This is a genomic window from Streptococcus infantis (assembly GCF_019929665.1).
Classification (GTDB): Bacteria; Bacillota; Bacilli; order Lactobacillales; family Streptococcaceae; genus Streptococcus; species Streptococcus infantis_H.
On the sequence record NZ_JAHZPZ010000004.1, the window covers coordinates 1 to 26,326 of the forward strand.

At 34.1% G+C, this 26,326-nt stretch carries 23 protein-coding genes and 3 tRNA genes; 9 read left to right on the forward strand and 17 right to left on the reverse strand.

What is annotated here, in order from left to right; translation table 11 throughout:
* Positions 1 to 183 precede the first annotated feature (183 nt).
* The 15 genes from ftsH to htrA form a co-directional block, all read right to left on the reverse strand.
* Complete coding sequence (gene ftsH, locus K1I61_RS07005; protein ID WP_178894387.1) at positions 184 to 2,142, reverse strand: ATP-dependent zinc metalloprotease FtsH; 1,959 nt, start codon at positions 2,140 to 2,142, stop codon at positions 184 to 186.
* 16 nt (positions 2,143 to 2,158) lie between these two features.
* The gene (hpt, locus tag K1I61_RS07010) at positions 2,159 to 2,701 is read right to left on the reverse strand and encodes a hypoxanthine phosphoribosyltransferase (protein ID WP_006149113.1); all 543 of its coding nucleotides are present in this window, start codon (positions 2,699 to 2,701) and stop codon (positions 2,159 to 2,161) included.
* A gap of 4 nt (positions 2,702 to 2,705) precedes the next feature.
* Complete coding sequence (tilS, locus tag K1I61_RS07015; protein ID WP_223334346.1) at positions 2,706 to 3,983, reverse strand: tRNA lysidine(34) synthetase TilS; 1,278 nt, start codon at positions 3,981 to 3,983, stop codon at positions 2,706 to 2,708.
* Positions 3,980 to 5,248 (reverse strand): serine hydrolase, encoded by a 1,269-nt coding sequence (locus K1I61_RS07020; protein WP_223334348.1) that lies wholly within the window; start codon positions 5,246 to 5,248, stop codon positions 3,980 to 3,982. The genes tilS and K1I61_RS07020 overlap by 4 nt, the downstream gene beginning before the upstream one ends.
* Positions 5,241 to 5,363, reverse strand: a complete 123-nt coding sequence (locus K1I61_RS08990) for an SP_0009 family protein (RefSeq protein WP_004250924.1) — start codon at positions 5,361 to 5,363, stop codon at positions 5,241 to 5,243. The genes K1I61_RS07020 and K1I61_RS08990 overlap by 8 nt, the downstream gene beginning before the upstream one ends.
* A 6-nt stretch (positions 5,364 to 5,369) precedes the next feature.
* Positions 5,370 to 5,738 carry a septum formation initiator family protein gene (locus K1I61_RS07025; RefSeq protein ID WP_004250925.1) on the reverse strand — a complete coding sequence of 123 codons (369 nt, stop codon included), beginning with the start codon at positions 5,736 to 5,738 and terminating at the stop codon, positions 5,370 to 5,372.
* A complete protein-coding gene (locus tag K1I61_RS07030; protein WP_223334350.1) occupies positions 5,731 to 5,997 on the reverse strand; it encodes an RNA-binding S4 domain-containing protein in 267 nt (88 codons plus the stop codon). Before K1I61_RS07030 ends, K1I61_RS07025 begins: the two co-directional genes overlap by 8 nt.
* Positions 5,998 to 6,062: 65 nt before the next feature.
* Positions 6,063 to 9,566 (reverse strand): transcription-repair coupling factor, encoded by a 3,504-nt coding sequence (gene mfd, locus K1I61_RS07035; RefSeq protein ID WP_223334498.1) that lies wholly within the window; start codon positions 9,564 to 9,566, stop codon positions 6,063 to 6,065.
* Complete coding sequence (pth, locus tag K1I61_RS07040) at positions 9,559 to 10,128, reverse strand: aminoacyl-tRNA hydrolase (RefSeq protein ID WP_223334352.1); 570 nt, start codon at positions 10,126 to 10,128, stop codon at positions 9,559 to 9,561. The genes mfd and pth overlap by 8 nt, the downstream gene beginning before the upstream one ends.
* Positions 10,129 to 10,200: 72 nt before the next feature.
* The gene (gene ychF, locus K1I61_RS07045) at positions 10,201 to 11,316 is read right to left on the reverse strand and encodes a redox-regulated ATPase YchF (protein ID WP_223334354.1); all 1,116 of its coding nucleotides are present in this window, start codon (positions 11,314 to 11,316) and stop codon (positions 10,201 to 10,203) included.
* Positions 11,317 to 11,400: 84 nt separating this feature from the next.
* A complete protein-coding gene (locus K1I61_RS07050) occupies positions 11,401 to 11,595 on the reverse strand; it encodes a DUF951 domain-containing protein (RefSeq protein ID WP_004250933.1) in 195 nt (64 codons plus the stop codon).
* A gap of 66 nt (positions 11,596 to 11,661) precedes the next feature.
* Positions 11,662 to 12,798: a DNA polymerase III subunit beta gene (dnaN, locus tag K1I61_RS07055; protein WP_223334356.1), complete on the reverse strand. Its 1,137-nt coding sequence runs from the start codon at positions 12,796 to 12,798 to the stop codon at positions 11,662 to 11,664.
* A gap of 158 nt (positions 12,799 to 12,956) precedes the next feature.
* On the reverse strand, positions 12,957 to 14,315 hold the full coding sequence (gene dnaA / locus K1I61_RS07060; RefSeq protein WP_223334358.1) for a chromosomal replication initiator protein DnaA: 1,359 nt from the start codon (positions 14,313 to 14,315) through the stop codon (positions 12,957 to 12,959).
* 212 nt (positions 14,316 to 14,527) lie between these two features.
* Positions 14,528 to 15,289: a ParB/RepB/Spo0J family partition protein gene (locus K1I61_RS07065; protein ID WP_223334359.1), complete on the reverse strand. Its 762-nt coding sequence runs from the start codon at positions 15,287 to 15,289 to the stop codon at positions 14,528 to 14,530.
* 56 nt (positions 15,290 to 15,345) lie between these two features.
* Positions 15,346 to 16,530 carry a serine protease HtrA gene (gene htrA / locus K1I61_RS07070; RefSeq protein ID WP_223334361.1) on the reverse strand — a complete coding sequence of 395 codons (1,185 nt, stop codon included), beginning with the start codon at positions 16,528 to 16,530 and terminating at the stop codon, positions 15,346 to 15,348.
* Positions 16,531 to 16,714: 184 nt separating this feature from the next.
* Here htrA and rlmH point away from each other — a divergent pair, with 184 nt between their 5' ends.
* From rlmH to K1I61_RS07105, 7 genes are all read left to right on the forward strand, one after another.
* A complete protein-coding gene (rlmH, locus tag K1I61_RS07075) occupies positions 16,715 to 17,194 on the forward strand; it encodes a 23S rRNA (pseudouridine(1915)-N(3))-methyltransferase RlmH (protein ID WP_223334363.1) in 480 nt (159 codons plus the stop codon).
* Between the two features lie 41 nt (positions 17,195 to 17,235).
* Positions 17,236 to 17,309: transfer RNA gene (locus tag K1I61_RS07080), tRNA-Arg, on the forward strand.
* Between the two features lie 164 nt (positions 17,310 to 17,473).
* Positions 17,474 to 17,599, forward strand: coding sequence for a competence-stimulating peptide ComC (gene comC, locus K1I61_RS07085; RefSeq protein WP_223334365.1), 126 nt, complete (start codon positions 17,474 to 17,476; stop codon positions 17,597 to 17,599).
* A 17-nt stretch (positions 17,600 to 17,616) separates the two neighbouring features.
* A complete protein-coding gene (locus K1I61_RS07090) occupies positions 17,617 to 18,936 on the forward strand; it encodes a GHKL domain-containing protein (RefSeq protein WP_223334367.1) in 1,320 nt (439 codons plus the stop codon).
* Complete coding sequence (gene comE, locus K1I61_RS07095; RefSeq protein ID WP_075565225.1) at positions 18,933 to 19,685, forward strand: competence system response regulator transcription factor ComE; 753 nt, start codon at positions 18,933 to 18,935, stop codon at positions 19,683 to 19,685. Before K1I61_RS07090 ends, comE begins: the two co-directional genes overlap by 4 nt.
* A gap of 51 nt (positions 19,686 to 19,736) precedes the next feature.
* Positions 19,737 to 19,808: transfer RNA gene (locus tag K1I61_RS07100), tRNA-Glu, on the forward strand.
* A 5-nt stretch (positions 19,809 to 19,813) separates the two neighbouring features.
* Positions 19,814 to 19,887, forward strand: a tRNA-Asn gene (locus K1I61_RS07105).
* A 39-nt stretch (positions 19,888 to 19,926) separates the two neighbouring features.
* Here the strand turns inward: K1I61_RS07105 and K1I61_RS07110 are convergent.
* Positions 19,927 to 20,469, reverse strand: coding sequence for a TetR/AcrR family transcriptional regulator (locus K1I61_RS07110; protein ID WP_223334369.1), 543 nt, complete (start codon positions 20,467 to 20,469; stop codon positions 19,927 to 19,929).
* Positions 20,470 to 20,597: 128 nt separating this feature from the next.
* Between K1I61_RS07110 and K1I61_RS07115 the strand changes: the two genes are divergently transcribed.
* Entirely contained in the window at positions 20,598 to 23,252 is a 2,655-nt protein-coding gene (locus K1I61_RS07115; RefSeq protein WP_223334371.1) for a YhgE/Pip domain-containing protein, read from the forward strand.
* A gap of 149 nt (positions 23,253 to 23,401) precedes the next feature.
* Here K1I61_RS07115 and K1I61_RS07120 read toward each other — a convergent pair whose 3' ends face one another.
* Complete coding sequence (locus K1I61_RS07120) at positions 23,402 to 25,024, reverse strand: ATP-binding cassette domain-containing protein (RefSeq protein WP_006152836.1); 1,623 nt, start codon at positions 25,022 to 25,024, stop codon at positions 23,402 to 23,404.
* A gap of 207 nt (positions 25,025 to 25,231) precedes the next feature.
* Here K1I61_RS07120 and trpS point away from each other — a divergent pair, with 207 nt between their 5' ends.
* A complete protein-coding gene (gene trpS / locus K1I61_RS07125) occupies positions 25,232 to 26,257 on the forward strand; it encodes a tryptophan--tRNA ligase (RefSeq protein WP_004250956.1) in 1,026 nt (341 codons plus the stop codon).
* Positions 26,258 to 26,326: the final 69 nt, after the last annotated feature.

A 26,326-nucleotide genomic window follows, 5' to 3' on the forward strand; every position in this document is an offset into this window, starting at 1 on the left:
TAACCCCTTGACCAACGGACCTGAGCTTTTTCAACTCTTTCTATTATACCCGCTTTTAGAATCTTGTCAACTAGTTTGATTTGTTTTTCTGAAATTTTTTTACTGGTTTTCATAGATTAGTTTTTATAAGTAAGAAAGAGAGGATATAAAAGTATCCTCTCTTGTATCTCGTCTACTAATATTTTAGTTTTCTTCAGCCATTTTTGATTTGACTTCATCATATGATAGGGCACGTGATTCCTCTTCTACTGATTCAGGCATTTTTCCTGTTTCGTAAAGAGATTTGATTTGTGTACTATCCAATGTTTCATATTTCAATAAGGCTTCTGCAATTAATTTATGCGTTTCACGATTTGATTGAATAATTTCAGCTGCTTTATTACGTGCTTCATTCAACAATGCTCGAACTTCTTCGTCAATTTCATAAGCTGTACGCTCTGAAATAGATTTTTGTGGAGTTTGAGCACCAAACATTGCATGATTTCCTTCGTATTGAACAGGTCCAAGTTTTTCACTCATACCATACTCTGTAACCATTGCACGTGCCATTTGGGTAGCTTGCTCAAAGTCGTTTGATGCACCTGTTGTTTGGACATTGAAGATAATCTCTTCAGCAACACGTCCACCCATTAATCCTGCTAATTGTTCTTTCATGTCTTCTTTAGATAGCAACATTTGATCTTCTTTTGGAAGAGCAATCATGTACCCACCAGCTCGACCACGTGGAACAATTGTTACCTTATGAACGACACGTGCATTTGATAAGACTAACCCAACGATAGTGTGCCCGGCTTCGTGATAAGCAACCATTTCACGTTCTTTTTGGGAAACAGTTTTATCTTTCTTAGAAGGCCCTGCAATAACGCGATCTTCTGCCTCATCAATATCAGAAGCATCAATGACTGATTTGTTGCGACGGGCAGCAACTAATGCCGCTTCGTTCAATACATTTTCTAAATCAGCACCAACAAAACCTGGCGTTTGTTGTGCTACTAACTTCAAATCCACATCTTCTGCTAGAGGTTTATTTCTAGCATGGACTTTCAGAATTGCTTCGCGTCCTTTAACATCTGGACGACCAACCAATACTTTTCTGTCAAAACGACCTGGACGAAGAAGGGCTGGATCTAGAACATCTGAACGGTTCGTTGCCGCAATGACAATGATTCCTTCATTTCCTTCAAAACCATCCATTTCAATCAAAAGTTGGTTCAAAGTTTGTTCACGTTCATCATTACCACCACCAAGACCAACACCACGTTGGCGACCAACGGCATCGATTTCATCGATGAAGATAATAGCTGGTGCTGCTTTTTTAGCATCCTCAAAAAGTGAGCGTACACGGCTGGCACCGACACCGACGAACATTTCTACGAAGTCAGAACCTGAAATACTAAAGAATGGTACACCAGCTTCTCCTGCCACTGCTTTAGCAAGTAATGTCTTACCAGTTCCCGGAGGTCCTTCTAAGAGAACACCAGCCGGGATACGGGCACCTAATTTTGTAAAGCGTTTTGGATCTTTCAAAAATTCAACAACTTCAACAAGCTCTTGTTTCTCTTCTTCAGCTCCGGCTACATCTGAAAAGCGTACTTTGATATCTTCTTTATTAGCAGCCTTAGCTTTATTACGTCCAAAGCTCATCGGATTACGTCCGCTATTTCCTCCCATATTGCCCATCATAGAAAATAGGAAGAAGAATAAAATGGCAAATGGTACTACTGAAACTAGGATGTTAATCCACATACCACTTGAACTTTCATGCTTCACTTCAATTTGTGTTTGGTGTTCCCCAGCTAATTTTTGCAAATCTGCTACAGTAGTATCCGATGGAAGAATAATACTTGTAAATTTTTCTACTTTTGTTGCAGAAGGTGTGAAAAACTGAATACCTGTTTCCGGTTTTTCTGTTTTAGCAGTTTTATAGACACCAGACACTTCAATAACACTACCACTTGGTTGATAGGTTATTTCTTTTACATTGTCGTTAGTGATTTCCTGCACCAATTCTGAGTATTTAATTTGTTGACTGTGCCCAGCAGCCCTTCCAGCGAAAAAGTACTGAAATCCTGTTACTAGCAAGAAAATCATCAACAAATAAAGAAATGGATTTTTTATAAAACCATTATTTTGCTTTTGCATTCAACAACTTACCCTTCTATTTTGAGTATACTTCCTCTTTCAATACGCCTACATAAGGAAGGTTACGATAATTTTCATTATAGTCTAAACCATAGCCTACAACGAATTCATTTGGAATTGTAAAACATGTATAATCTGCTTCAATTTCTACAGTACGTCCTTCTGGTTTATCCAGCATAGTAACAATCTTAACAGACGCTGCTTCTCTAGCAGTAAACATATCTCTCAAACTTTTTAATGTTTGTCCAGTATCAATAATATCTTCTACAAAGACAATGTGTCTACCTTTAACATCTTGAGTGACATCTTGTTTGATATTAATGACACCACTACTTACAGTTCCACCATGATAACTAGAAACCATCATAAAATCCATTTCAAGATGAGTGTCAATATATTTGACTAATTCTGCCATAAAAGGAATAGATCCTTTTAAAATTCCAACTAAAATCGGATTCTTACCTTCGTAATCTTTTGTCAATTGAGCACCTAACTTCTTAGCTGCTTCTGTAATTTCATCTTGTGAAATCAAAATCTTCTTGATATCTTGTTCTAACATGATTTTACCTATCTATTTTTTCTATATAAAGTACAGTGTTCATTATATCATTTTTCATTTTTATACTCAAATCACTGAGTTCGATTTCTAAAATTGAATAAATTTGTCCAAATTGCTCAACAATAATCGCATTTTTTCGTTTTTCTGTAGGTATTTTTAAATCAATAAAAAGTCGCCTTACTTTTTTTCGATGACCATTTATTATCAAATAATCACCTGGCTGTCGATGCCGCAAAATCAATGATGTTTCACGGGAAACATTTATTTGTTGAACATTTTCACCTTTTAGAGGAATTCCAAATGAAAATAGAAAACCTTCATAATGAACTTGATTTTGATAGTTTAACACACACTCGCTACTTTTTTCATCAGACTTTGGTCTGATTTTACCAATTTGAAAGTGCTGGTATTCTTTTATAAGTTCATAACCATTTTTTATATTATGGCGATATTGACTCTTAGTTTTTAAAATATGATGAATTTCTTGAAATTGTTCTCTTGTTACATTTAAATCAGCAAAACGACTAAGGTATTGTTGTAGTAAAGCTCTTTGTGTTGCTTCGGAAAAAGATAAAAACTGAGTTAAATCTTCCACATCAACCGCTTGAGATAATTCAGCCAGAGCAATTTGATAATCAGAAACTTCTTTTCCAAACTCTAAAATTGCTTTTTTTACCTGAACATTTTCTTTTTCTAACTGTGGCAGATAGAGGTTGCGAATACGATTGCGAAGATAGTGATTTTTTTTATTTGTTGAATCTTCAAAATGCTCAATTTCAGGAAAATCTTTCTTATAAAAAGACAACAAAGGACGAATCAACTCTCCCCTATCAAATATTTGTCTTTCTTTAATAGCTGATAAATGTTGTAGTCTAACACCTCTAATCAATCGCATAAAGATCGTCTCAACTTGATCATCTGCATGATGAGCTGTTACAAGAGATGTAGATGAAGTTTTCTCCATCACTTCTCTAAAAAATTCATAGCGAAATTGACGAGCATTCGCTTCTGAAAAATCTCCAGTAAAACAAGCTACATAAATTGGAACTCCAGCTTGTTCAGCTAATTTTCTTAATTCATTTTCTTCCTTATCTGACTCTGGTCGTTGTTTATGATTTACATGAGCTAAAAACAATTCAATACCAAGTTCTTTTTGATAGGTCAAAAGAAGTTGAAAAAGAAACATCGAATCCAATCCACCAGACAAGGCCAGCACAACTCTTGAATGTCCTTCAAAGTAACCTTTTTCTAGAAAATGATTTAAAAAATCGCGGTCTCTCATTTTAGGACCTCGTAGACATCCTTAGCAATTTTAGAAATGGTATCGTAATCAGAATTTTTGGTAAAGATTGAAATAATAAAAGGAGAATCTGTGTAGACTATTCCTACATCGTGTTTAAATTCATCTGCATCCCCAATTTTATGGGCTACCTTAGCAGAAATATTCTTAGCAATTCGCTGATTATCAAAAGATGTTTGTGAAAGAGATTCTAAAACAAAACCATTCTGATTATAAATAGATTCCATAACTTGACCAGCCGTTTTAGCTGAAGCCATCTTATCTGTCACATCCCATTCTTCACCTGCGATAGTAGCCATTTCTTTTTTAAAGGCTTCATCTGATTTATTCGTAATATAATAAGCAAGAATATTATGAGCTACATTGTCAGATTCTTTTGCAGTTTTTGTGATTAAATCTTTGATTGTGTATTCTTTATTGTCCGCTGTTTTAGGGAGACTTCCGCTTCCTTCCGGTTTATAAGAACCAGGGAAATCATTAACTTCGGAAACATACTTCAATTTCGTGTCAAGTTGGTAATCACCTTGATTGATTTTTTCCTGAACAGAATAAAGATAAGGTAATTTCATAACACTAGCAGCGTACATTTTTTGATTTTCATTAATGCCAGCTTCCTTACCTGTACTCAATTGTTTAATATAAATAGAGAACTGTTCATTTTGATAATTCGCAGATAGCAACTCTTGTACTTTCTGAATACGATTATCATCATCGGAAATATAATCCGTCGAAATCCAGCCCGTTTGCTTGATATGTAAGAATTCACGACCTTCAGCAAAAATAGACATATCTGCTTCAACTTCTTGATAAGGCGCTAAAGTAGACTTTAATTCTTGTTGATCATAAGGACTATTATAAACGACAAATCCTGGTTCTAGCCATACTCGCTTAGAAAAATCGTTTACGATGGAACTATCGTATAAAAGTCGTTTGTCAGCCATTACAAATTGATTATTCGACAATTTAAAGACAGGCTGTCCTTGTTTATTTAATCGCCATTCTAAAACAGATAATTTTGTTTCTGCATTTACTTTACCCGATTCATTAATCAGGTCTTCTGTAGAATAAACTGGCGTCTCACCATAAAATTTTGGAGATTCTATAATATCTTGATAATAAAAATGATATGGAGTATGAGTTAAAGAATAAACTTCTTGTTTTGGAATGATAACTGGATTCTCAGTGCTTACTACTTGAACGCTTTTTAGGAAAATAGGAAGTAGTAATATCACTAAAAATTTACGCATTCTTTTTCCCCTCTTCTTCTTGCAGTCGTAACAGATGATTTTTTTGAGCTAACTCATCTAATTTTTCATCTGACTGACTTAAAAATTTTTCGATAATATCTAATAAATTTTCCATTTCGCATTACCTAGGAAGTAAGTCCGGAATTGTATAAACTTCCTCCCATGTTTTTGAATAATAATATTTTGCACGGGAATATTTAGCCGCATAGGATTCATCTTTTAGCTTAGTTGCTAAACTAGCTTCTTTATCCTTTTCATCGCTCAAGTCCTGATATTGTTTTTTCAAATCAGCTAGTTGCTGGCGACGTGTGAGTAATTGTTGGTAACTTTGTGCTAAATTGTAAGTTGGTAAGATGAATAGCAACATAATCAAAATCAAAACCCAACCCATAAAACGATTACGTTTTTGACGTTCTTCCATCATGTACTTACGTCGTTGGTGTTCATTTTGAATAAATGAATTATTCATTTGGACTATTTTTTTATACATCGTCTTCTACCCTTGTTTCACTGATAATTTCATACATTCCAACTGCATCTTCTTTTTTTGTGCTATCTTTCATTTCGAGCACCTTTACAAGCAACAATTTATTTCCAAAACGAATTTCAACCTGATCATTGATTTTTAAATCAGTTGAACTTTTAGCAAGGATACCATTAACCTTGATTCGCCCTTTATCTGCAACTTCCTTAGCTACCGTACGGCGTTTAATAATTCGTGATACTTTTAAATATTTATCTAATCTCATCTTATAATACCTCAAATTATTATTGTACCATTTTTATCCCTTTTATAGAAGAAAAAAGGTAAGCCCTAATGTGACTCTTTTAAGTCTTTTATCTTCGCTAAAGATTCTCCAAAGGTTAAGAGTTCTTCTAAAATCTCATAGTCTTTTTTATTTCGAATATCAAAAACAACTTCGATTAAACCTTGATTTTCAGAAATATTAGCCTTCAAATTTGTCTGAGAAAGAGCCTGGAAATAATCTTGTGTTAAAAATAGTTGTTGGGATATCTTTTCAAATTGAATGACAAGCTTATTATTTCTTCTTTCAACACGATTGACAAATACTTTATCTAGATAAGCTTTAGCTAATCCAATTTCTAAGAGGTAAGCAACTACATCTGGATACTCTCCAAAACGGTCAATTAACTCATCTTGTAATTCTTCATAGTTGACACGGTTGTCAATCTGACGAATTCTCTTGTAAATCTCAATTTTATGTCGTTCATCCGAAATATAATCATCTGGAAGATAGGCATCAATTTGTAGAATTAATTCAGCATTACCTTTTTCACGTTTCTTAGCAGTTCCATTTTTCTTAGCAATTGCTTCTTCCAGTAATTGAGAATAGAGTTCAAAACCAACAGAATCGATAAAACCTGACTGCGAACTTCCCAAAAGATTACCCGCTCCACGAATGGATAAATCGCGCATAGCGATTTTGAAACCAGAACCCAATTCAGTGAAACCTTTAATTGCCTCCAATCTCTTCTCAGAAACTTCTGTCAATGATTTATCTGGTCGATACATAAGATAGGCATAAGCAATACGATTACTACGACCAACCCGACCTCTTAATTGATACAAGGTTGACAATCCCATGTGGTCTGCATTTTCTATAAACAAGGTATTGGCATTTGGAATGTCTACCCCTGTTTCAATGATTGTTGTTGTTACTAAAATATCATATTCACCTTCGATAAAGTCAAGTAGTGTATTCTCCAAACGAATTTCACTCATTTGACCATGAACAAAACCAATAGAAGCTTCTGGAATCAGTTCTTGTAACTCTGAAACCTTCTTTTCAATCGTGTCAACTTTATTGTAAAGATAGTAAACCTGACCACCACGATCAATTTCTCTCAATACAGCATCTCGAATGACACGATCATTCTGTTCAAGGACATAGGTTTGTACAGGATATCGATTTGTTGGGGGAGTTTCGATGACAGATAAATCTCGAATACCTAGCATAGACATATGTAGAGTTCGAGGAATTGGTGTAGCTGTTAAAGTTAAGACATCAACCTTCTTTTTTAATTCCTTCAAAGCTTCCTTATGTTTGACACCAAAACGTTGTTCCTCATCGATGATGATTAAGCCTAAATCAGCAAATTCAACATCTTTAGATAAAACTCGATGGGTTCCTATCAGGATATCAACATGGCCTTTTTTCAATTTTTCAAGTGTTTCAGTCTGCTCTTTTTTACTTCTAAAACGACTTAAAACATCTATATTGACAGCAAACTGCTCAAATCTTTCCTTGAAATTACTATAATGTTGCTGAGCCAAAACTGTGGTTGGTACTAAAACAACAACCTGTTTATGATTATTGACAGCCTTAAAAGCAGCTCGCATGGCCACCTCAGTCTTACCAAAACCAACATCTCCAACCAAAAGCCTATCCATTGGTTGAGAAGCCTGCATATCCTTTTTGATTTCATCTATACTTCGAAGTTGGTCCTCAGTTTCAACATAAGGGAAAGCCTCATCAAAAGCAACCTGATCTTCATCATCTTTTGAAAATGCAAAACCTTCAAGTTGACTCCTCTCTGCATATAACTTAATTAAGTCATCTGCAATGTCTTCAACTTGATTTTTAACTTTTTGCTTAGCATTTTTAAAACGTCCATCGTTTAATTTGTTTAACTTTGGAGCCTTACCATCACTTGAAACATACTTAGATAAGGTTTGGATTTGTTCTACAGGGATAGAAATACGATCTCCATTTTGATATTGGATACTTACATAATCTCGGTGAATCCCTTTGAGTTCAATCGTTTCGATTCCTAAATATTGACCAATCCCATGAATTTGATGAACAACATAATCTCCTTTTTGGAGTTCACTATAATCCTTTAATCTTTCAGCATTGCTAATATTTTGTCTTCTGTATTTGCGTTTAATCTTCTTTTTGAATATTTCATATTCAGTGATGAATACAAGATTCTCATCCACAAAATGAAAACCATGACGAAGGTTTCCTTCAACAAGATTGACAGTTCCTTTACAGATTTCATTTTGATTACTATTGTCAACTTTAATGCTATATTCATCAAGAATCGTTAACAGTTTTTTTAGTTCTGTTTGGCTACTTGATTGAAGAATAATGGTATACTTTAATTTTTTATAGCGTTCAATTTCTTCTTTCAGAAAAGAAAACTGATTGAAGAATTCTTGCATTGGATATTGATTAAATTGATAAAGATGATCAAATTTTAGATTTCCAAGTCCCTTTTGAAAATTAGAAAAGAAGCTGGCTGGTAAATATTTTTTAAACTGACTTTCTACATCAGCAAAATATTGTAAACCTGATACAGCTTTACTATTGTGTAAATCCTCTGTAAAGTAGCTAGCTGTTTCCTTATCAAAAATATCATACTGATTCATGATTTTTTGAAAATCATCAAAGATAATAGGCGCTTGGTTCAAGTAGTCAATTAAGGTCCACTGTTTTTTATAAAAAACAGACAAAAATTTACGAATATCAGCATGAAGAACTTGCTCTTTTGCACAACTAAAAACTTCTTCTAGGTACGACTTTAATGTAGGTGAAATAGTTTTATCAATCTCATGTTCTAAGAATTGTTGACCACGATTGTAATCCTCAACAGTTAATAAAATGTCACTAGCTGGATATATAGAAATTTCTAACCGACTATCTTTTGATAATTGTGTATCTGCGTCGAATTCTCTAATCCCATCTATTTCATCACCAAAAAATTCTATTCGGTAAGGAGATAGTTGTGAAGTTTCAAAGATATCTAAAATATCCCCTCGAAGACTAAATTCACCTTGACTTTGAACTTGAGTAACTTTTTTATAACCAAGTGAAATCAATTGATTTTTTAATTCTCTTTGTTCACACTCTTCGCCAACTTCAAGTTTTAACACACTGTTATCAAAGATTTGAGGATCTGGTAAGAATAAACGGCTAGCTGCCATGTTACAAACTAATATTCCTTTTTGAGATTTATCTCTTAGAAAACGCAAGGCTTCAACTCTTGAAAAAATCTTTTCTTGAGACGATACTAAAAATTCTACCATTGGTGAATCATCTACTAAAAATGGATAAACCATATCAGTACCCAGGATAGAAATTAAATCATTTACTAGACGCTCAGCTTCTCCATAAGTAGATGTCATTACTAAAATCTTATTCTGATTTTTAACACTACTTGCAATAGCTAAAGACTTTGCTGAACCAGAGAGACCTAGTAGTAATTCCCTCTGCTTGAGAGATAAATGCTCATCCCATAATTGTATCTGCTTGTTCTCTAAAAAGAATTCGATTAATGACATTCCCTTACCCATTGTATTTCTGCATTGTTTTTTCAAAGTTTTTCTCTTGTAAATAATAATTTACAGCATCGTCAACCTTGTCAATAGACTGTAAAATACCTATATAGTCATCCTTGTCAAATTTACTCAAAACGTGGTGAACAACAGACATTCCTTTTTTAGGTCTACCGATACCAATCTTTACACGATTGAAAACCTGTGTACCAATATGTTGGATAATTGACTTGATACCATTATGACCGCCAGCTGATCCTTTAGCGCGAAGTCGAATTTTTCCTACTTCCATGTCAAGATCATCGTAAATAATCAGTAAATCTTCGATATCTAAACCATAGTAGGTTAATAAAGCATGAACTGCTTTCCCACTTTCATTCATAAAAGTTGTTGGTTTCACTAGATAAATTTTTTCACCATTAAGGAAAAATGAAGCTGATTCAGCTTGGAATATCTTATCGTGTGTAAAAGATACATTCTGTTTTTTTGCTAGTTGGTCAATCAACATAAAACCAACATTATGCTTTGTCTCAAAATATTTATCCCCTGGATTTCCCAATCCTACAAGTAATTTTGTCATTTAAATTTCCTTTCAAAAGCCAAAAGGGTTGGAATTTTTTTCCAACCTAATTGACACTATTAAAAATGTTGATTATACGTTAAAGCGGAATTCCATGATATCGCCATCTTGAACGACATATTCTTTTCCTTCTTCTCGTAAGCGTCCAGCTTCTTTTACCGCCTTTTCAGATCCGTATTTAATCAAATCATCATAAGACATAGTCACTGCACGAATAAAGCCTTTTTCGAAGTCAGAGTGGATAATTCCAGCTGCTTGAGGAGCTTTCATGCCACGTTTAAAGGTCCAAGCACGAACCTCTTTTTCACCAGCTGTGAAGTAAGTTCCAAGTCCAAGTAGATGGTAAGCAGCACGAGTCAACTTGGCCACACCTGATTCTGTCAAACCAATGGCTTCAAGAAACTCTTTTTTATCTTCATCGTCTAATTCAGAAATTTCTTCTTCAGCACGCGCCGAAATGACCACTACCTCTGCATTTTCTGTTGCTGCGAATTCACGAATTTGCTTCACATAATCAATAGAATCTGGGTCTCCAACAACATCCTCATCCACATTCGCTACATACAGAACTGGTTTAGTAGTCAAGAGGAAAAGACCTTTGACAACCTTTTGCTCTTCATCTGTAAATTCAATAGTACGAGCTGATTTACCGTCTTCAAGGACAGGTTTAATCTTTTGGAGAACGTTAAATTCTGCAACTGATTCCTTATCTTTTTGCGTACGTGCCATCTTTTCCACACGCGCATAGCGTTTATTAACAGATTCTAAGTCAGCAAGAATCAATTCTAGGTTAATGGTATCAATATCTGCCAATGGATCTACAAAAGCATCTTCACGACCTTGCTCACGCATGACATTTTCATCATCAAAGGCACGAACTACATGGACAATGGCATCAACTTCACGGATATTGGCCAAGAATTTATTACCGAGACCTTCTCCTTTTGACGCACCTTTTACAATCCCTGCAATATCTGTAAATTCAAAGGTTGTTGGGACTGTCTTCTTAGGAGTAATCATTTCAGTCAATTTTTGTAGGCGTTCATCTGGAACTTCTACCATCCCAACGTTTGGGTCAATAGTTGCAAATGGATAGTTTGCAGCCTCTGCTCCTGCTTTTGTAATTGCATTAAATAGGGTTGATTTACCAACGTTTGGCAAACCCACGATACCTGCTGTTAAAGCCATAATTTCTCATTCTCCGTTCACATTTCAATCTTCAATATTATAACACAAAAAGGGAAAACTTGCTAACCCTCTAACTCCTTGCATTTAGTCGATAATTTTACTCATTTTTCTTTCAAAATCATAGCGACTCATCATGACAACATGATCACAATTACTGCATTTTATTTTGATATCTGCACCTAGACGTGTAATTTCCCAACGATTCGCTTTTTTGCCTGTAGATTTGATTGTACAAGCGTGTGGTTTTTTCATTTCAACAAAATTTCCAACTTGATACATACTACTCTCCTTTTCATATTTCTGATTATATCATAAAAGAGGTGAGCTAGGCTCAACCTCTTTAACTTAATTTGTACGAACTGGTGTAATCAGCTGCATGAAATCTTCATCTGTATCAGCTGGTACCAAGGTAAATGGACGAACCGCTGAAATGAAGCTGATTGTTACCTTTTCACTATTCAAGGCTTTTAGTGCTTCAATCAAGTAAGTTGGGTTAAAGCTAATAGTTAAATCTTCACCAGATACAGCATTTGTATCGATTTCTTCGTTTACTTTACCAACTTCTGGAGAATTTACATGAGCTGTAACTACTCCTTGTTTGATTTCTAATTTTACAGTTCCATTTTGAGTAGCACTTGATAAGAGACGTGCACGTTCCATAGATTGACGTAGATTCACAACATCAAAAGTCACTGTCGTATTAAAATCTGTTGGAATCAGACGATCTGTATCAGGATAATTACCTTCTAAGAGACGTGTATAGAAGCTAATATTTTCACTTCTAAAGAGAATTTGGTTGTTTGCGAAGAAAATCTCTACTGTTTCGATATCGTCCGTAAAAACAGCTGAAAATTCGCGTAGAGAGCGACTTGGGATAACAACATCAAAATTATCACTATTTTTTTCAAGAGTTAATTTTTTCTGGCTGAGACGATGTGAGTCTGTTGCTACTGTTTTTAATTCTTGATGATTACTCAAAACAAAGTGAACACCAGTCAAAATAGGACGGCTTTCTTGTACACTAGCAGCAAAAGCAGTTTCATTGATAATTTTCTTAAGAAGTTTTGTTTCAAGAACTAGAGGATTACTTGCTGCAATTTCCTGAATACGTGGATACTGTTCGCTGTCTTTTCCTTTCAGAGTAATTTCTGATTTTCCACTTGTTAGTACAATTTGATGTTGTTCAATCTCTTTGAAATCAAGAGTCACATCTGGAAGACTAGAAACAACATTGATAAAGAAAGAAGCTTCTAAAAGAATTGATCCTAAAGAGTTAATCAAAAGACCTGCATTTTCATCTTTTTGAGAAATGAAATTCTCAATTGAAATTTGACCATTTGATCCAATTAATGTAATTCCTTCGTTAGTCACATCAATTTTAATAGTTGATAAAACAGGAATAGCATTTTTTGAACTAATAGCACGTTTTGTAATATTTAATGATTGCAGGAATAAATTTTTATTAATAGAAAAATGAATCATGGAATCTCCTTTATTTATTTTTATTATTAGAAGGTTAATAGTAATAGTAGGCTGTGTGAAATCTGTGGAAAACCAAGTTTAGTTTAGAAAAATCAAGAAGTTATACTTGTTTAAAATTTGTTAATAAATCAGTAAAATTTTAAATACTTATCCACAAGTTATTTGATTTTCTTTTTGATGGTTTCGATTTCTATACGTAATTTATCATCAGTTTCAATCATAGATTTGATTTTTGCATGAGCATGAATGACGGTTGTATGATCTTTACCACCAAATTCTTTTCCGATTTTTGGAAGACTGTTATCAGTTAATTCTCTAGCTAGGTACATAGCAACTTGGCGAGCTAGAACAATATTCTGAACACGTCTAGTTCCCTTCATCTCCTTAACGCTCACATCATAAAATTTTCCGACTTCCTCTTGGATTTTTTCAATCGGAATGACGATCATGGTGCTGACGCTTTGTTTTCGAGCACGTATAGCCTCAGATGCAATATCCACAGTTATAGTGTTGATTTGCTTAACTTTAGCCATGAGACTAATATCTTTGAGCGCACCTTCTAATTCACGTACATTTGAATCAAACTGTCCAGCCAAATATTCGATTGTGTCAGGTTGAAAATGATAATCTAAATCCTCTGTTTTACTATTTAGGATAGCGATACGAGTTTCGAAATCAGGTGGAGTAATATCCGTTGTTAATCCCCATGAGAAGCGCGTGACAAGTCGTTCAGGTAGATTTTCTAGTTGTTCTGGTCTACGGTCACTCGTTAAAACAATCTGTTTATTATTACTGTGAAGTTTGTTGAATGTATTGAAAAATTCATCCTGAGTTTGTACTTTATTTCCACTGAGAGATTGAATATCATCAATAAGAAGGAGATCTAGACTTCGATAGGTTTTTTTAAAATTATCCATATCATTGAGTCTTAAATGATCTAAAAATTCATTAATAAAACTTTCAGCAGGAATATATTTTACACGCGCATTAGGATTTTTTTTGAGTATTTCATTCCCCAAAGCATTGAGCAAGTGAGTTTTCCCTAGACCAGGTCCTCCATATATAAACAGAGGATTATAAGTTAGTCCAGGATCTTCCGAGACGGCTAAAGCAGCAGACTTAGCCCAAATATTTCCATCACCTTGGATAAAATTATCAAAAGTATAGATGTCTCTTAATCCTGTTTCTGAATAGGGTATAGATTTTTTAATTTCTTCCTGTTGATGATTACTGTTTTCAACATTGCTTGCTATATCGGAGGTATTAGAATCTTCTTTAGTCAATACATATTGAGCTTTTATTTCAGTGTCATAGATTTGAAAACCGACAGCTACAATAATATCATTGAGTTTTGTACTCCAAACCATTTCCATTTCAGATCTTGGCAAAAATATGGTAGCTACATTTTCCTCAACCTTTATTAATTCAGCAGGTGTTGCGTAGAAATCAAACATTGATCGTGTCAATCTCTCTTTAGCTAATTCTAAAATCTGATTCCAAAATTGTTTTTCTTTCAACAACAAACTCCTCCTTTTCTAAATGGTGTAATCTTAAACACTATTTTATCACATAGGAAGCAATTTTTCCACAACTTGTGAAAAACAATCCACAATGTTTAAAAGATTTATCCACAACTTGTGGATAAAAGGTCTAGATTTTGATTTAATAGACTTTTTCTATACTAATCCAGTGGATAAGTATGTGAGTTTAGAAAAATAAAATAACAGCCTTATTTCAGGCTGTTAATAAAACGTTGGTATTCTTCTTGATTATGAAAAGAGATAGTTATTTTTCCTGCCTCTTTTTTTTGAAGGACGATTTGGACATCTAATCCCAACAATTTTTTCAAATTTTCTTCTTCTTCTTTGATAAAGTGATCTTTTTCTTTGCTTTTCTTCTTATTTTTTTCTTCTTTAAGTAGATGTTCCACCTGCCGAACTGATAAATCCTCTGTCTGAATGCGATGGAGTAAATTTTTTTGTTCTTTCACAGGTAGTTGGATTAGTAGTCTAGCATGTGCTTGAGACAATTTTCCAGTTTCTACTTCTGTTAAAATAAAATCAGGGAGCGTTAGCAATCGAACAAGATTGGTAATATAGGGACGTGATTTTCCCATTTTATCAGCAATTTCTGCATGAGTATATCCTTTATCAATTAAAGATTGATAAGCTTTTGCTTCCTCAATCGGATTTAAGTCTTCTCGTTGTAAATTTTCAATGATTGAGTGAACTATCATATCCTGATCAGATAATTTTTTAATGATTACAGGAACTTCTGATAGCCCAGCTGCTATCGATGCCCGATACCGTCTTTCTCCAGCTAGGATTTCATATCCGATAACTGGAGATTGACGAACGATAATGGGTTGAATTAAACCATTTTCTTTAATAGATTGGGCAAGTTCTTCTATTTTTTCTTTTGAAAATTCTTTACGAGGTTGATAGGGATTTTTTTGAATATCACTGATACGAATTAATTTGAATTCTTCCATATTTCTACAGTATCACATCTTTGATATTCTGTAAAGTAGGTTTACAAATCTGTAAACTATTGATTTAAATCACTTGTACTCTTATCTAGTTTGATTGTAGTTTTTTCTTCTTTACCATTACGGTAATAAGTTACAGTTATTTCATCTCCAATAGAGTGGCTATACAGAGCATTTTGCAATTCAGTAGTAGATGAAATCTTGGTATCATCTACTTTTGTGATGACATCATACTGTTGTAAATGTCCATTTGCAGGCATATTCTTTTGAACAGAACGAACAGCTACACCAGAAGTAACATTGTCAGGAAGTTTTAATTTTTGTAGATCGGCAGTGCTAAGGTTTGTTAAATTAACCATGTGGATACCGAGAGCTGGTCGAGTTACTTTTCCATCTTTTTCCAACTGTTTGATAATATTCTTAACATCATTTGCAGGAATAGCAAAACCAAGACCTTCTACGGATGTTCCACCATTAGAGGCGATTTTACTTGATGTAATACCGATAACTTGTCCCTGGATATTAATCAAAGGACCTCCAGAGTTACCAGGGTTAATAGCTGTGTCTGTTTGGATGGCATTTGTTGAAATAGCTTGACCATCTTCAGATTTCAAAGAAACGTGTCTGTTCAAGCTTGATACAATCCCTTGTGTAACTGTATTTGCGTATTCTGAACCTAAAGGACTACCGATTGCGATAGCTGTTTCCCCAACAGATAATTGACTTGAGTCACCAAACTCAGCTACTGTAGAGACCTTTTCTGAAGATATTTTTACTACTGCAATATCAGAATAGGTATCAGAACCAACAATTTCACCTGGTACTTTTGTTCCGTCAGCTAAACGAATGTCAAGTTTTTTAGCTCCATTAATAACGTGAGTATTGGTCACGAGGTAGGCATTATTATCATCTTTTTTATAGATAACCCCAGAACCTTCACTATTAACTTGTTCAGTATTCGAATCTGTATCAGTATCATCAGATCCAACAAAACTACTTTGAGAGTTTCCTGAATAAGTGATAATAGAGACAACTGCATCTTTAACTTTATCAACAGCCTGTGTAGTAGAATTTTCATTTTTCGAAGCAGTCTGAGTGACTGCTGCACTATTTTGTTCTCTACTTCCCTGCATTTGGTTGAACTGAAGAACAGTCAAACTTCCTAATAGACCACTAAAAAAACTAATAAGTATAACTAGTAAAAGTTGTCCAATCGTTTTTGAAAACTTGTTTAAGTTTTTCATAAAATCCTCCATAATTGATTTATTAGTGAAAGTATAAAATTATTAACTTAATCCTAGCTTAAAAAAGTTTAAGTTTTTAACAATCTGTGGATAACTGATTAAAACTTGTGAATTTATTACAATTTTCGGCTTTTTCATTTGTGAATAAGATGTGAATAGAATGCGATTATGATAAAATAGAAGCATGAAAATAAAAATTGTAACAGTTGGAAAACTAAAAGAAAAGTATCTCAAAGATGGAATTGCAGAATATTCTAAAAGAATATCACGATTTGCTGCCGTAGAAATGATTGAATTAGCTGATGAAAAGACACCAGATCGTGCCAGCGATTCAGAAAATGAAAAAATCTTAGATTTAGAGGGAAATCGAATTCTTTCCAAAATTGGGGATAGAGAATTTGTTGTTGTTTTAGCCATTGAAGGGAAAACCCTCTCTTCTGAAGAATTCAGTAAACAGTTAGAACAAGCATCTATTAATGGTTTTTCAACCTTAACCTTTGTTATCGGTGGAAGTTTAGGATTATCCAATGAAGTGAAAAAAAGAGCTAACCTATCAGTAAGTTTTGGCCGTTTAACTCTTCCACATCAATTAATGCGTCTAGTTCTTGTAGAACAGATATACCGAGCCTTTACCATCCAACAAGGTTCTCCCTATCATAAATAGGATTGACTATTCTCAATTATTTTGATAAGATAAACTAGTTAGGTCTCATAGCTCAGCTGGATAGAGCATTCGCCTTCTAAGCGAACGGTCGCAGGTTCGAATCCTGCTGGGATCATATACTAGATTTAACGCTGGGGAAACCCAGCGTTTTTTGTAAAAATTGACAGTTCAGGTACAAAAATGTGCAGTTGAGAATGAAATGTTTTAAAACAGACTCCGTTTTGTATAATAGGCTTGTAAGTTAATTTACAAGAAAAAAACAATAAAGGAGAATTTAATATGGAAAAAACAGTTAAATTAGAGCAGTTCAAAAAACTTACAGAAGAAGAGTTACAGGAAATTCAAGGTGGGGATTGGAGATTTTTAGGCTCAATACGTGAACTTATATTTCCAAAGAAAAAATAAATAAAAGGTAAAGAGTAATGGATTTATTTGGATTATTTATAGCTATTTTCTATTTTTTTATAATTAGCAAAAGTTATAGATGGATATGTAAAGTAACTAGAAAAGAACAATTTATTTTTCTATGTTATACACTTATTTCAGTGTTATTACTTGAGGAATTTATTAGTCTATTAAACTTAGGTGGCTTTGGTATATCTAAATTTTTATTTCCATTACTTATTTCCATTTACCAGATAGAATTAAAGAAATATCATAAGTACAAGGCTATTTTTATCGGCCTACTACTGTCTTTACTATATCAAAGCACTCATACTTTTATAGCAGTAATCATATCCTCTATAACAGGTGTTTCTTTCGTAACCAAATATGAAGATTTCTTTTTTGTAGTAGTTTTATTACTGACTTATTTTGTAGTAAAAAAAATTATTATTTATTTCCACTTGGAGCTCAATTATTTTGATAAAGATTACCTCTATTCATTTTTTAAAAAGGTCATCTTTGCTTTCTTTGCTTTACATATTCTACTATTCATTTCAGATATGGTGAATATTCATGAACATTTTAATAGTTTTAGTAGTATTCTAGCAACAATTGTCTTTATTTGTTTATTAATAATTTTCTTTGCAATGAATGCCAATAAGGTTCAAGTTGAGAGGGAAATTGCTCTAAATCAGAAAAAATTTGAACAGGAATATTTACAGAATTATACTGATGAAATTGTTTCACTTTACAATGAGATTCGAGGGTTTAGACATGACTATGCAGGAATGATGGTTAGTATGCAAACTGCAATTGACAGTAAAGATTTACAAGAAATTGACAGGATTTACAACGAAGTATTTGTTAAAGCCAACCATAAACTTAGATCAGATAAGTATACTTATTTTGATCTAAATAATCTTGAAGATTCTGCTCTTAGAAGTGTAATTGCTCAGTCTATTGCCAATGCAAGAGTTCATGATATAGAGTATACTCTGGAGGTAAAAGATATCATTTCACCACTAGCAATGGAATTATTAGATTTAGTTCGTGTCATGAGTATTTTACTTAATAATGCTGTTGAAGGTGCACTAGAAAGCTATAGAAAACAAATGGAAGTAGCTGTCATTAAATTAGACTCTGAAATATTGATTGTTATCCAAAATTCTCGCAAAAATAGATCAATCAAGCCGGAAGAAATATTTAACATTGGATATTCTACAAAAGGTATAAATAGAGGAATAGGTCTTAATAATGTTAAGGAAATACTAGAAAAATATGACGATGTTATTTTAGAAACAGAAATTGATGATGAACGATTTAAACAAATTATTAGATTTAAGAGGAATATAATATGAAAGTATTAATTTTAGAAGACATTATAGAACATCAGGTAAGATTGGAAAAAACTTTGAATGAGATTTCCAAAGAAATGAATATTCCTATATCATATAAAACAACAGGAAAAGTTAGAGAATTTATGGAATATGTTGAAAACGAAGAAGTGAATCAGCTGTATTTTTTAGATATCGATATTAATGGAATTGAGAAAAAAGGATTTGAAGTAGCCCAGTTTATTCGTCATCGTAACCCTTATGCGATTATCGTTTTTATAACGAGTCGCTCTGAATTTGCAACACTAACTTACAAATACAAAGTATCTGCTTTAGATTTTATTGATAAGGACATCAATGATCGTTTATTTAAAGAACGAGTTGCGGAGTGTATTGTGTATACTAAAAGTACACTATTAGAGAATCAATCCGTAGTTGATTATTTTGAATATAGTTTTAAAGGAAATGACATTTGTCTTCCTTACCATGATATTTTATATATCGAAACAACCGGGACTTCCCATAAATTAAGGATTATTGGTAAGAATTTTTCAAAAGAGTTTTATGGAACAATAACAGATATTCAAGAAAAAGATAAGGAATCTCAACGTTTCTATTTAGCTCATAAATCATTTTTAGTGAATGTTGGAAATATTAAAGATATAGATCGTAAGACTATGGAAGTTGTTTTTTACGAAGAACATCGTTGTCCTATTTCACGTTTAAAAACGAAAAAACTCAAACAGATTTTAACTGAAAAGACTAAAAAATAATTGACAATTTTTCATTTATTGATATAATGGTTATATCTGTTAAAGATAAATGGTCCGTTGGTCAAGGGGTTAAGACACCGCCTTTTCACGGCGGTAACACGGGTTCGAATCCCGTACGGACTATATTATCCGCCATAGCTCAGTTGGTAGTAGCGCATGACTGTTAATCATGATGTCGTAGGTTCGAGTCCTACTGGCGGAGTTAAACAAAAAGAACACCATTGGTGTTCTTTTTTTGTCTCTAATTTGCATCTCCCAACATTTTCATAAGAAAGTTTGTCATTTCTTGTGGACTTTCTTTTTTTCCATGAGCAATCCAGGTTTGGCATACACCAAATAGTGCATTTGTTAGATAAATGCTACTATACTCTAACTCAGTATTGTTTAAATTTAATTGCATAAAGCGTTTTTGGAGGTCAGTGCTAAGCATAATGTGAAGTTTATTTCTCAGGAAGTTTTGTATCTCTTTTGTACCATTTTCAGATAGAAGAGCAGCTAGTAAAGGTTCAGACTCTAAGTATTCAAACACTTCTAGAATAGCATCTCTTTTATGATTTGCGTGTTTTTGGAAAATATACTCAAAGGTATGAAAAAGCTTACTTTGGTAATGTTCAATCATATCATACTTATCTTTGTAATGAGTATAAAAACTAGAACGACTAATTCCGGCTTTTTCTGCCAGTTTAACAGTAGAAATTTGATCAAATGGTTGTTCCGTTAATAATTGAACCATGGCGTTCTCAATAGTACGTTTGGTTTTTAAGCGTTTGTTGCTCTCTTTCATAGTTCCTCCTTGTGAACAAAAATAGACGTAGTGTCTAAATATGATATTTTTGACTTGTAAATAAGATTTTTTAATGTATAATCTATTATATCAAAATTTTAGACATTATGTGTAAAAAAGGAGACAATATGTTTAAAGAATGGAAAGCAATTTTTAAAAAACCAACCTTTATCATTGTAATGATAGGGATTTCTCTTATTCCTGCCTTATACAACATTATATTTTTATCATCTATGTGGGATCCATATGGACAATTATCTGAGTTGCCTGTAGCGGTCGTTAATAATGATAAAGAAGCGTCTTACAATGGAAATACAATGAGCATTGGAAAGGACATGGTGTCCAATTTAGAGCAAAATAAATCATTAGATTTTCATTTTGTCAATGAAGAAGAAGGTAAGAAGGGTCTAGAAGACGGTGACTACTTTATGGTAGTCACTTTGCCAAGCGACTTATCTGAAAAGGCTGCTTCTATTCTGTCAGATCACCCAGAACAAATGACCATTAACTATCAAACTTCTAGCGGGCATAGCTTCATTGCAAGTAAGATGAGTGATTCTGCCATGACACAGTTAAAACAGAATGTTTCTGCTAATGTAACCGAATCCTATACGAAAGCTTTATTTCAAAAGATGGGTGATTTAAAATCCGGTTTAACGAAGGCAGCCGATGGAAGTGAACAATTGGCAAATGGGGCTAGTAAGTTAGCTGTAGGAAGTCAGACATTGTCTTCCAATCTTGATACTTTAGCTAGTTCAAGTTTAACCTTTTCTGATGGAACGAATCAATTTACAAAAGGGTTGACAACATATGTCACAGGTGTAAAGCAACTGAATAGTGGCTTAGGAACATTTAATGATGGTTTACAGAGCTATACAAGTGCGGTTTCACAGGTTGACACTGGACTTAATCAATTATCTTCCAAGACTCCAGAATTAGTAACAGGTGTCAATCAGCTCAATACTGGAATGAAGACATATGCTGGAGGAGTTTCGCAACTGAATACAGGTCTCAATCAATTTTCGGTTGGTGTTAATGCCTATACAAGCGGTGTTGACAAACTATCTGTTGGTACAAACCAGCTATCAAGTCAATCAGATACATTGAGAGACGGTATTACCGAATTAAATAAAGGTATTAAAGAAATTTCGACTCAATTGAATACTTCATCTCAACAAAAAGAGGAAATCACTCAATTAGCAACTAGTTTAGATGAATTGAATAAAGCACTTCAAGCAGTAACAATCTCAGATAATACGGAACTTAAAAGCACAATATCTAATGATTTAGCGAATATATCTACTCTTGCCCAAACTATTGTGACTAATAGTCAAACAGAGCAAGAGAAAACTCTTACCAATCTTCAAGCAACAGCAACTTATCAATCTCTTACTGATACTCAGAAAAAAGAACTGACTGAAGCTGTTTCAAATAATTCTAATTCTACGATAGAATCAGCAAAAGCAATTTTGACAACGGTAGGAGATTTAAAAGAAAATTTGGGAAGTGTAAACCAACCAGTCTCTAATCTTTCTACTTTACAGACTAAAGCAAATCAAATATTACCTGTTGCGTCTAGTTCCTTGACATCTATGTCAAGTGGATTTACACAGTTGCAAAATGCTGTAGACAATCAGTTAGTTCCTGGAAGTCAATCAATTGAAAATGGAGTTAATGCGTATACTAAAGGATTGGATACTATTTCTTTAGGTGTAAATCAACTAAGTGAAAAGAATACAACTTTAACAACAAGTTTGGATCAATTGGTTTCTGGATCAAGTAAGTTGACAGAAAACTCTTCAACCTTGACAGCTGGTTTGAAATCGTTAGCTGGGAAAACTCCAGAATTAGTAACAGGTATCGAAAAACTCTCATCTGGTTCTAGCCAATTAAATAGTAAGAGTTCAGAATTAATTGCAGGACTTGATAAAATACAGCTAGGTTCTAGTCAATTAACAGAAAAATCAAGTCAATTGCTTTCAGCTAGCTCTCAGTTAGGAAGTGGAGCAGTGAAAATTGCTGATGGTACTGGAAAATTAGCAGATGGTGGAACAACTTTAACTGCTGGTATTGAAAGTTTACAAGTAGGAGCTACTGGACTAGAACATGGATTGAACAGCGCTAGCAATCAATTAAAATCAGCATCAACAGAGTCTAATAATGCAGAAGTATTATCTGAGCCTTTGAGTCTTTCAAAAACAGATAATGATCAAGTTCCTGTAAATGGAATTGCCATGGCTCCTTATATGATATCAGTCGCCCTCTTTGTTGCTGCGCTATCAACAAATATGATTTTTGCTAAGTTACCTTCAGGTCGTCATCCTGAAACTCGTTGGGCTTGGGTTAAATCTCGTTTCGAAATAAATGGAGTTATAGCTGTTTTAGCAGCTGTCTTAGTCTATGGAGGAGTTCATCTTATTGGTCTAACAGCAAATCATGAAATGAGAACCTTGCTCTTAATCATCATCGCAAGTTTGACCTTTATGTCTATGGTAACCGCGTTAACGACATGGAATAGTCGCTTAGGTGCTTTCTTCTCTCTTATTTTACTATTATTACAATTAGCATCAAGTGCAGGAACTTATCCGCTTGCTTTGACTAATGATTTCTTTAAGGCTGTCAATCCTTGGTTACCAATGAGTTATTCAGTTTCAGGATTGAGACAAACAATTTCTATGACAGGGAATGTTCATTATCAGGTAATTTTCCTTCTCGTAACTTTAGTTCTATTCATAGGAATAGGTATGCTTGCTTATCAACCTAAAAAACTGGAAGAAGATTAAAAAAATCGACCAATTTGGTCGATTTTTTATGTGCATGAATCTTGTCAAGAATTTATAAATCTAATAATAGAATGTTTCACGTGAAACAATGAATAGGTTGAATAGAATCAGATTGACAGAACTATCAACTAAAAATTTTTAAGTTCTACCTAATCTTTCCAAAGTTCTTTGACTTTTGCTTGAACTTCAGCATTTTCTAAGAATTCATCATAGGTTTCATCAATACGATCGATGACGCCGTTTTTAGATAAGACAATAATGTGGTTAGCCAAAGTTTGAATAAACTCATGGTCGTGACTGGCAAAGATGATGGACTCTTTAAAGTTTTTCAATCCATCGTTCAAGCTTGAGATAGATTCCAAGTCTAAGTGATTTGTAGGATCGTCAAGTACAAGAACGTTTGATTTTAAAAGCATGAGTTTTGAGAGCATCACGCGCACCTTTTCTCCCCCTGACAAGACGTTTACAGGTTTGTTAACTTCGTCTCCAGAGAAGAGCATACGACCTAGGAAACCACGCAAGAAAGTGTTGTCATCTTCTTCTTTACTTGCGAATTGACGGAGCCAGTCAAGAATAGATTCACTGCCAGCAAAATCAGCTGAATTGTCTTTTGGTAAGTAAGAGCGACTAGTTGTAACTCCCCACTTGACAGTCCCTTCATAGTCAATTTCACCCATAATAGCACGAATCAAGGCAGTTGTTTGGATGTCGTTTTGTCCGATAAGGGCTGTCTTGTCACCCGGACGCAAGATGAAGCTGATGTTGTCAAGAATAGTTTCACCGTCAATCTTTACAGATAGATTTTCTACTGTCAAGAGGTCGTTCCCAATTTCACGTTCAGCTTTAAAGCTGATAAATGGATATTTACGACTAGAAGGAACAATTTCCTCTAGCTCAATCTTGTCAAGCATTTTTTTACGTGAAGTTGCTTGTCTTGATTTAGAAGCATTAGCAGAGAAACGAGCAACGAATTCTTGAAGTTGTTTGATTTTTTCTTCTGCTTTAGCATTACGGTCTGCTAGCAATTTAGCAGCAAGCTCAGAAGATTCCTTCCAGAAGTCGTAGTTTCCGACATAGAGTTTGATTTTTCCAAAGTCCAGGTCAGCCATGTGAGTACATACTTTATTCAAGAAGTGACGGTCGTGGGATACGACAATGACAGTATTATCAAAGTCGATTAGGAAATCCTCTAGCCAAGTGATGGATTGAATATCCAGACCATTAGTTGGCTCGTCCAAAAGAAGGACATCTGGTTTACCGAAGAGGGCTTTAGCAAGGAGAACCTTTACTTTGTCGCCATTTGCTAGTTCACTCATATTTTGGTAATGAAGTTCTTCTGGAATATTCAAATTTTGTAAGAGTTGTGAAGCTTCACTCTCAGCTTCCCAACCACCTAGTTCAGCGAATTCTCCTTCAAGTTCAGCTGCGCGAACACCATCTTCTTCTGAAAAATCTTCTTTCATATAAATGGCGTCTTTTTCTTTCATGATGTTGTATAGTTTTTCATTACCCATGATAACAACATCAATAACACGCTCATCTTCGTAGTCAAAGTGATTTTGACGAAGTACTGAAAGACGTTCGTCTGGTCCAAGAGAGATATGCCCAGTTGTCGGTTCAATATCTCCAGCTAAGATTTTTAAAAAGGTTGATTTTCCAGCACCGTTGGCACCAATCAAACCATAGGTATTTCCTTCTGTAAATTTGATGTTTACATCATCAAAAAGTTTACGATCACTAAAACGTAGTGAAACATCAGATACTGTTAGCAAAGTTTTTCTCCTATTATATGTAATACTCTAATTCTACTAGAAAATCACCAATTATTCAAATTTTTATTTGTCAATTTTTTGTAAACAAAGTTGACAACCCCTTTACGATTGAAAGGGGTAACATCTCTATTGTTTCAATAAAAAAATTATCTGTCTTTTTATTAAAAAAATGCTATAATTGAAAGGACCATATCAAAGGAGAATAAGATGAGTAAACCCATTATTTTAACAGGAGATCGTCCAACGGGGAAATTACATATTGGGCACTACGTTGGTAGTTTGAAAAATCGTGTCTTACTACAAGAAGAAAATAAATATGACATGTTTGTTTTTTTAGCTGACCAGCAAGCACTAACAGACCATGCAAAAGATCCACAAACTATTGTAGAGTCTATTGGGAATGTTGCTTTGGACTATCTTGCAGTGGGATTAGATCCTAATAAAGCAACGATTTTCATTCAAAGTCAGATTCCAGAATTGGCAGAGCTCTCTATGTATTATATGAACCTAGTTTCATTAGCTCGCTTGGAACGAAATCCAACCGTAAAGACTGAAATTGCTCAAAAAGGCTTTGGTGAAAGTATTCCAACTGGATTTTTAGTTTATCCAGTTGCGCAAGCAGCAGATATTACAGCATTTAAGGCTAACTTGGTTCCAGTAGGGAATGATCAAAAGCCGATGATTGAACAAACACGTGAAATTGTGCGTTCTTTCAACCATGCCTATAACTGTGATGTTTTAGTAGAACCAGAAGGAATTTACCCTGAGCACGAAGGTGCGGGACGTTTACCAGGTCTTGATGGTAATGCCAAAATGTCGAAATCACTTAATAATGGAATTTACCTAGCTGATGATGCAGATACTTTGCGTAAAAAAGTAATGAGTATGTATACAGATCCAGACCATATTCGTGTTGAGGATCCAGGTAAGATTGAAGGAAATATGGTTTTCCATTACTTGGACGTATTCGGTCGACCTGAGGATGCTCAAGAAATTGCTGAAATGAAGGAACATTATCAACGTGGAGGCCTTGGTGATGTTAAGACCAAACGTTACCTACTTGAAATCCTAGAACGTGAACTTGGTCCAATCCGTGAACGTCGCCTAGAATATGCTAAAGATATGGGTGAGGTTTATAATATGCTCCAAAAAGGTAGTGAAAAAGCTCGAGAAGTTGCTGGGCAAACACTATCAGAAGTAAAAGCTGCAATGGGTCTAAATTACTTTCACTAATGGATAAAATATGAACTATAAAACTATTTCTTCTTTAAAATAAGAGGGATAGTTTTTTATTTATTCTCT

Bases quoted from the DNA above. Each gene is read 5' to 3' on its own strand.
- ftsH (WP_178894387.1), bottom strand. From the start codon at position 2,142: ATGCAAAAGCAAAATAATGGTTTTATAAAAAATCCATTTCTTTATTTG.
- hpt (WP_006149113.1), bottom strand. From the start codon at position 2,701: ATGTTAGAACAAGATATCAAGAAGATTTTGATTTCACAAGATGAAATT.
- tilS (WP_223334346.1), bottom strand. From the start codon at position 3,983: ATGAGAGACCGCGATTTTTTAAATCATTTTCTAGAAAAAGGTTACTTT.
- K1I61_RS07020 (WP_223334348.1), bottom strand. From the start codon at position 5,248: ATGCGTAAATTTTTAGTGATATTACTACTTCCTATTTTCCTAAAAAGC.
- K1I61_RS08990 (WP_004250924.1), bottom strand. From the start codon at position 5,363: ATGGAAAATTTATTAGATATTATCGAAAAATTTTTAAGTCAGTCAGAT.
- K1I61_RS07025 (WP_004250925.1), bottom strand. From the start codon at position 5,738: ATGTATAAAAAAATAGTCCAAATGAATAATTCATTTATTCAAAATGAA.
- K1I61_RS07030 (WP_223334350.1), bottom strand. From the start codon at position 5,997: ATGAGATTAGATAAATATTTAAAAGTATCACGAATTATTAAACGCCGT.
- mfd (WP_223334498.1), bottom strand. From the start codon at position 9,566: ATGGGTAAGGGAATGTCATTAATCGAATTCTTTTTAGAGAACAAGCAG.
- pth (WP_223334352.1), bottom strand. From the start codon at position 10,128: ATGACAAAATTACTTGTAGGATTGGGAAATCCAGGGGATAAATATTTT.
- ychF (WP_223334354.1), bottom strand. From the start codon at position 11,316: ATGGCTTTAACAGCAGGTATCGTGGGTTTGCCAAACGTTGGTAAATCA.
- K1I61_RS07050 (WP_004250933.1), bottom strand. From the start codon at position 11,595: ATGTATCAAGTTGGAAATTTTGTTGAAATGAAAAAACCACACGCTTGT.
- dnaN (WP_223334356.1), bottom strand. From the start codon at position 12,798: ATGATTCATTTTTCTATTAATAAAAATTTATTCCTGCAATCATTAAAT.
- K1I61_RS07065 (WP_223334359.1), bottom strand. From the start codon at position 15,289: ATGGAAGAATTCAAATTAATTCGTATCAGTGATATTCAAAAAAATCCC.
- htrA (WP_223334361.1), bottom strand. From the start codon at position 16,530: ATGAAAAACTTAAACAAGTTTTCAAAAACGATTGGACAACTTTTACTA.
- rlmH (WP_223334363.1), top strand. From the start codon at position 16,715: ATGAAAATAAAAATTGTAACAGTTGGAAAACTAAAAGAAAAGTATCTC.
- comC (WP_223334365.1), top strand. From the start codon at position 17,474: ATGGAAAAAACAGTTAAATTAGAGCAGTTCAAAAAACTTACAGAAGAA.
- K1I61_RS07090 (WP_223334367.1), top strand. From the start codon at position 17,617: ATGGATTTATTTGGATTATTTATAGCTATTTTCTATTTTTTTATAATT.
- comE (WP_075565225.1), top strand. From the start codon at position 18,933: ATGAAAGTATTAATTTTAGAAGACATTATAGAACATCAGGTAAGATTG.
- K1I61_RS07110 (WP_223334369.1), bottom strand. From the start codon at position 20,469: ATGAAAGAGAGCAACAAACGCTTAAAAACCAAACGTACTATTGAGAAC.
- K1I61_RS07115 (WP_223334371.1), top strand. From the start codon at position 20,598: ATGTTTAAAGAATGGAAAGCAATTTTTAAAAAACCAACCTTTATCATT.
- trpS (WP_004250956.1), top strand. From the start codon at position 25,232: ATGAGTAAACCCATTATTTTAACAGGAGATCGTCCAACGGGGAAATTA.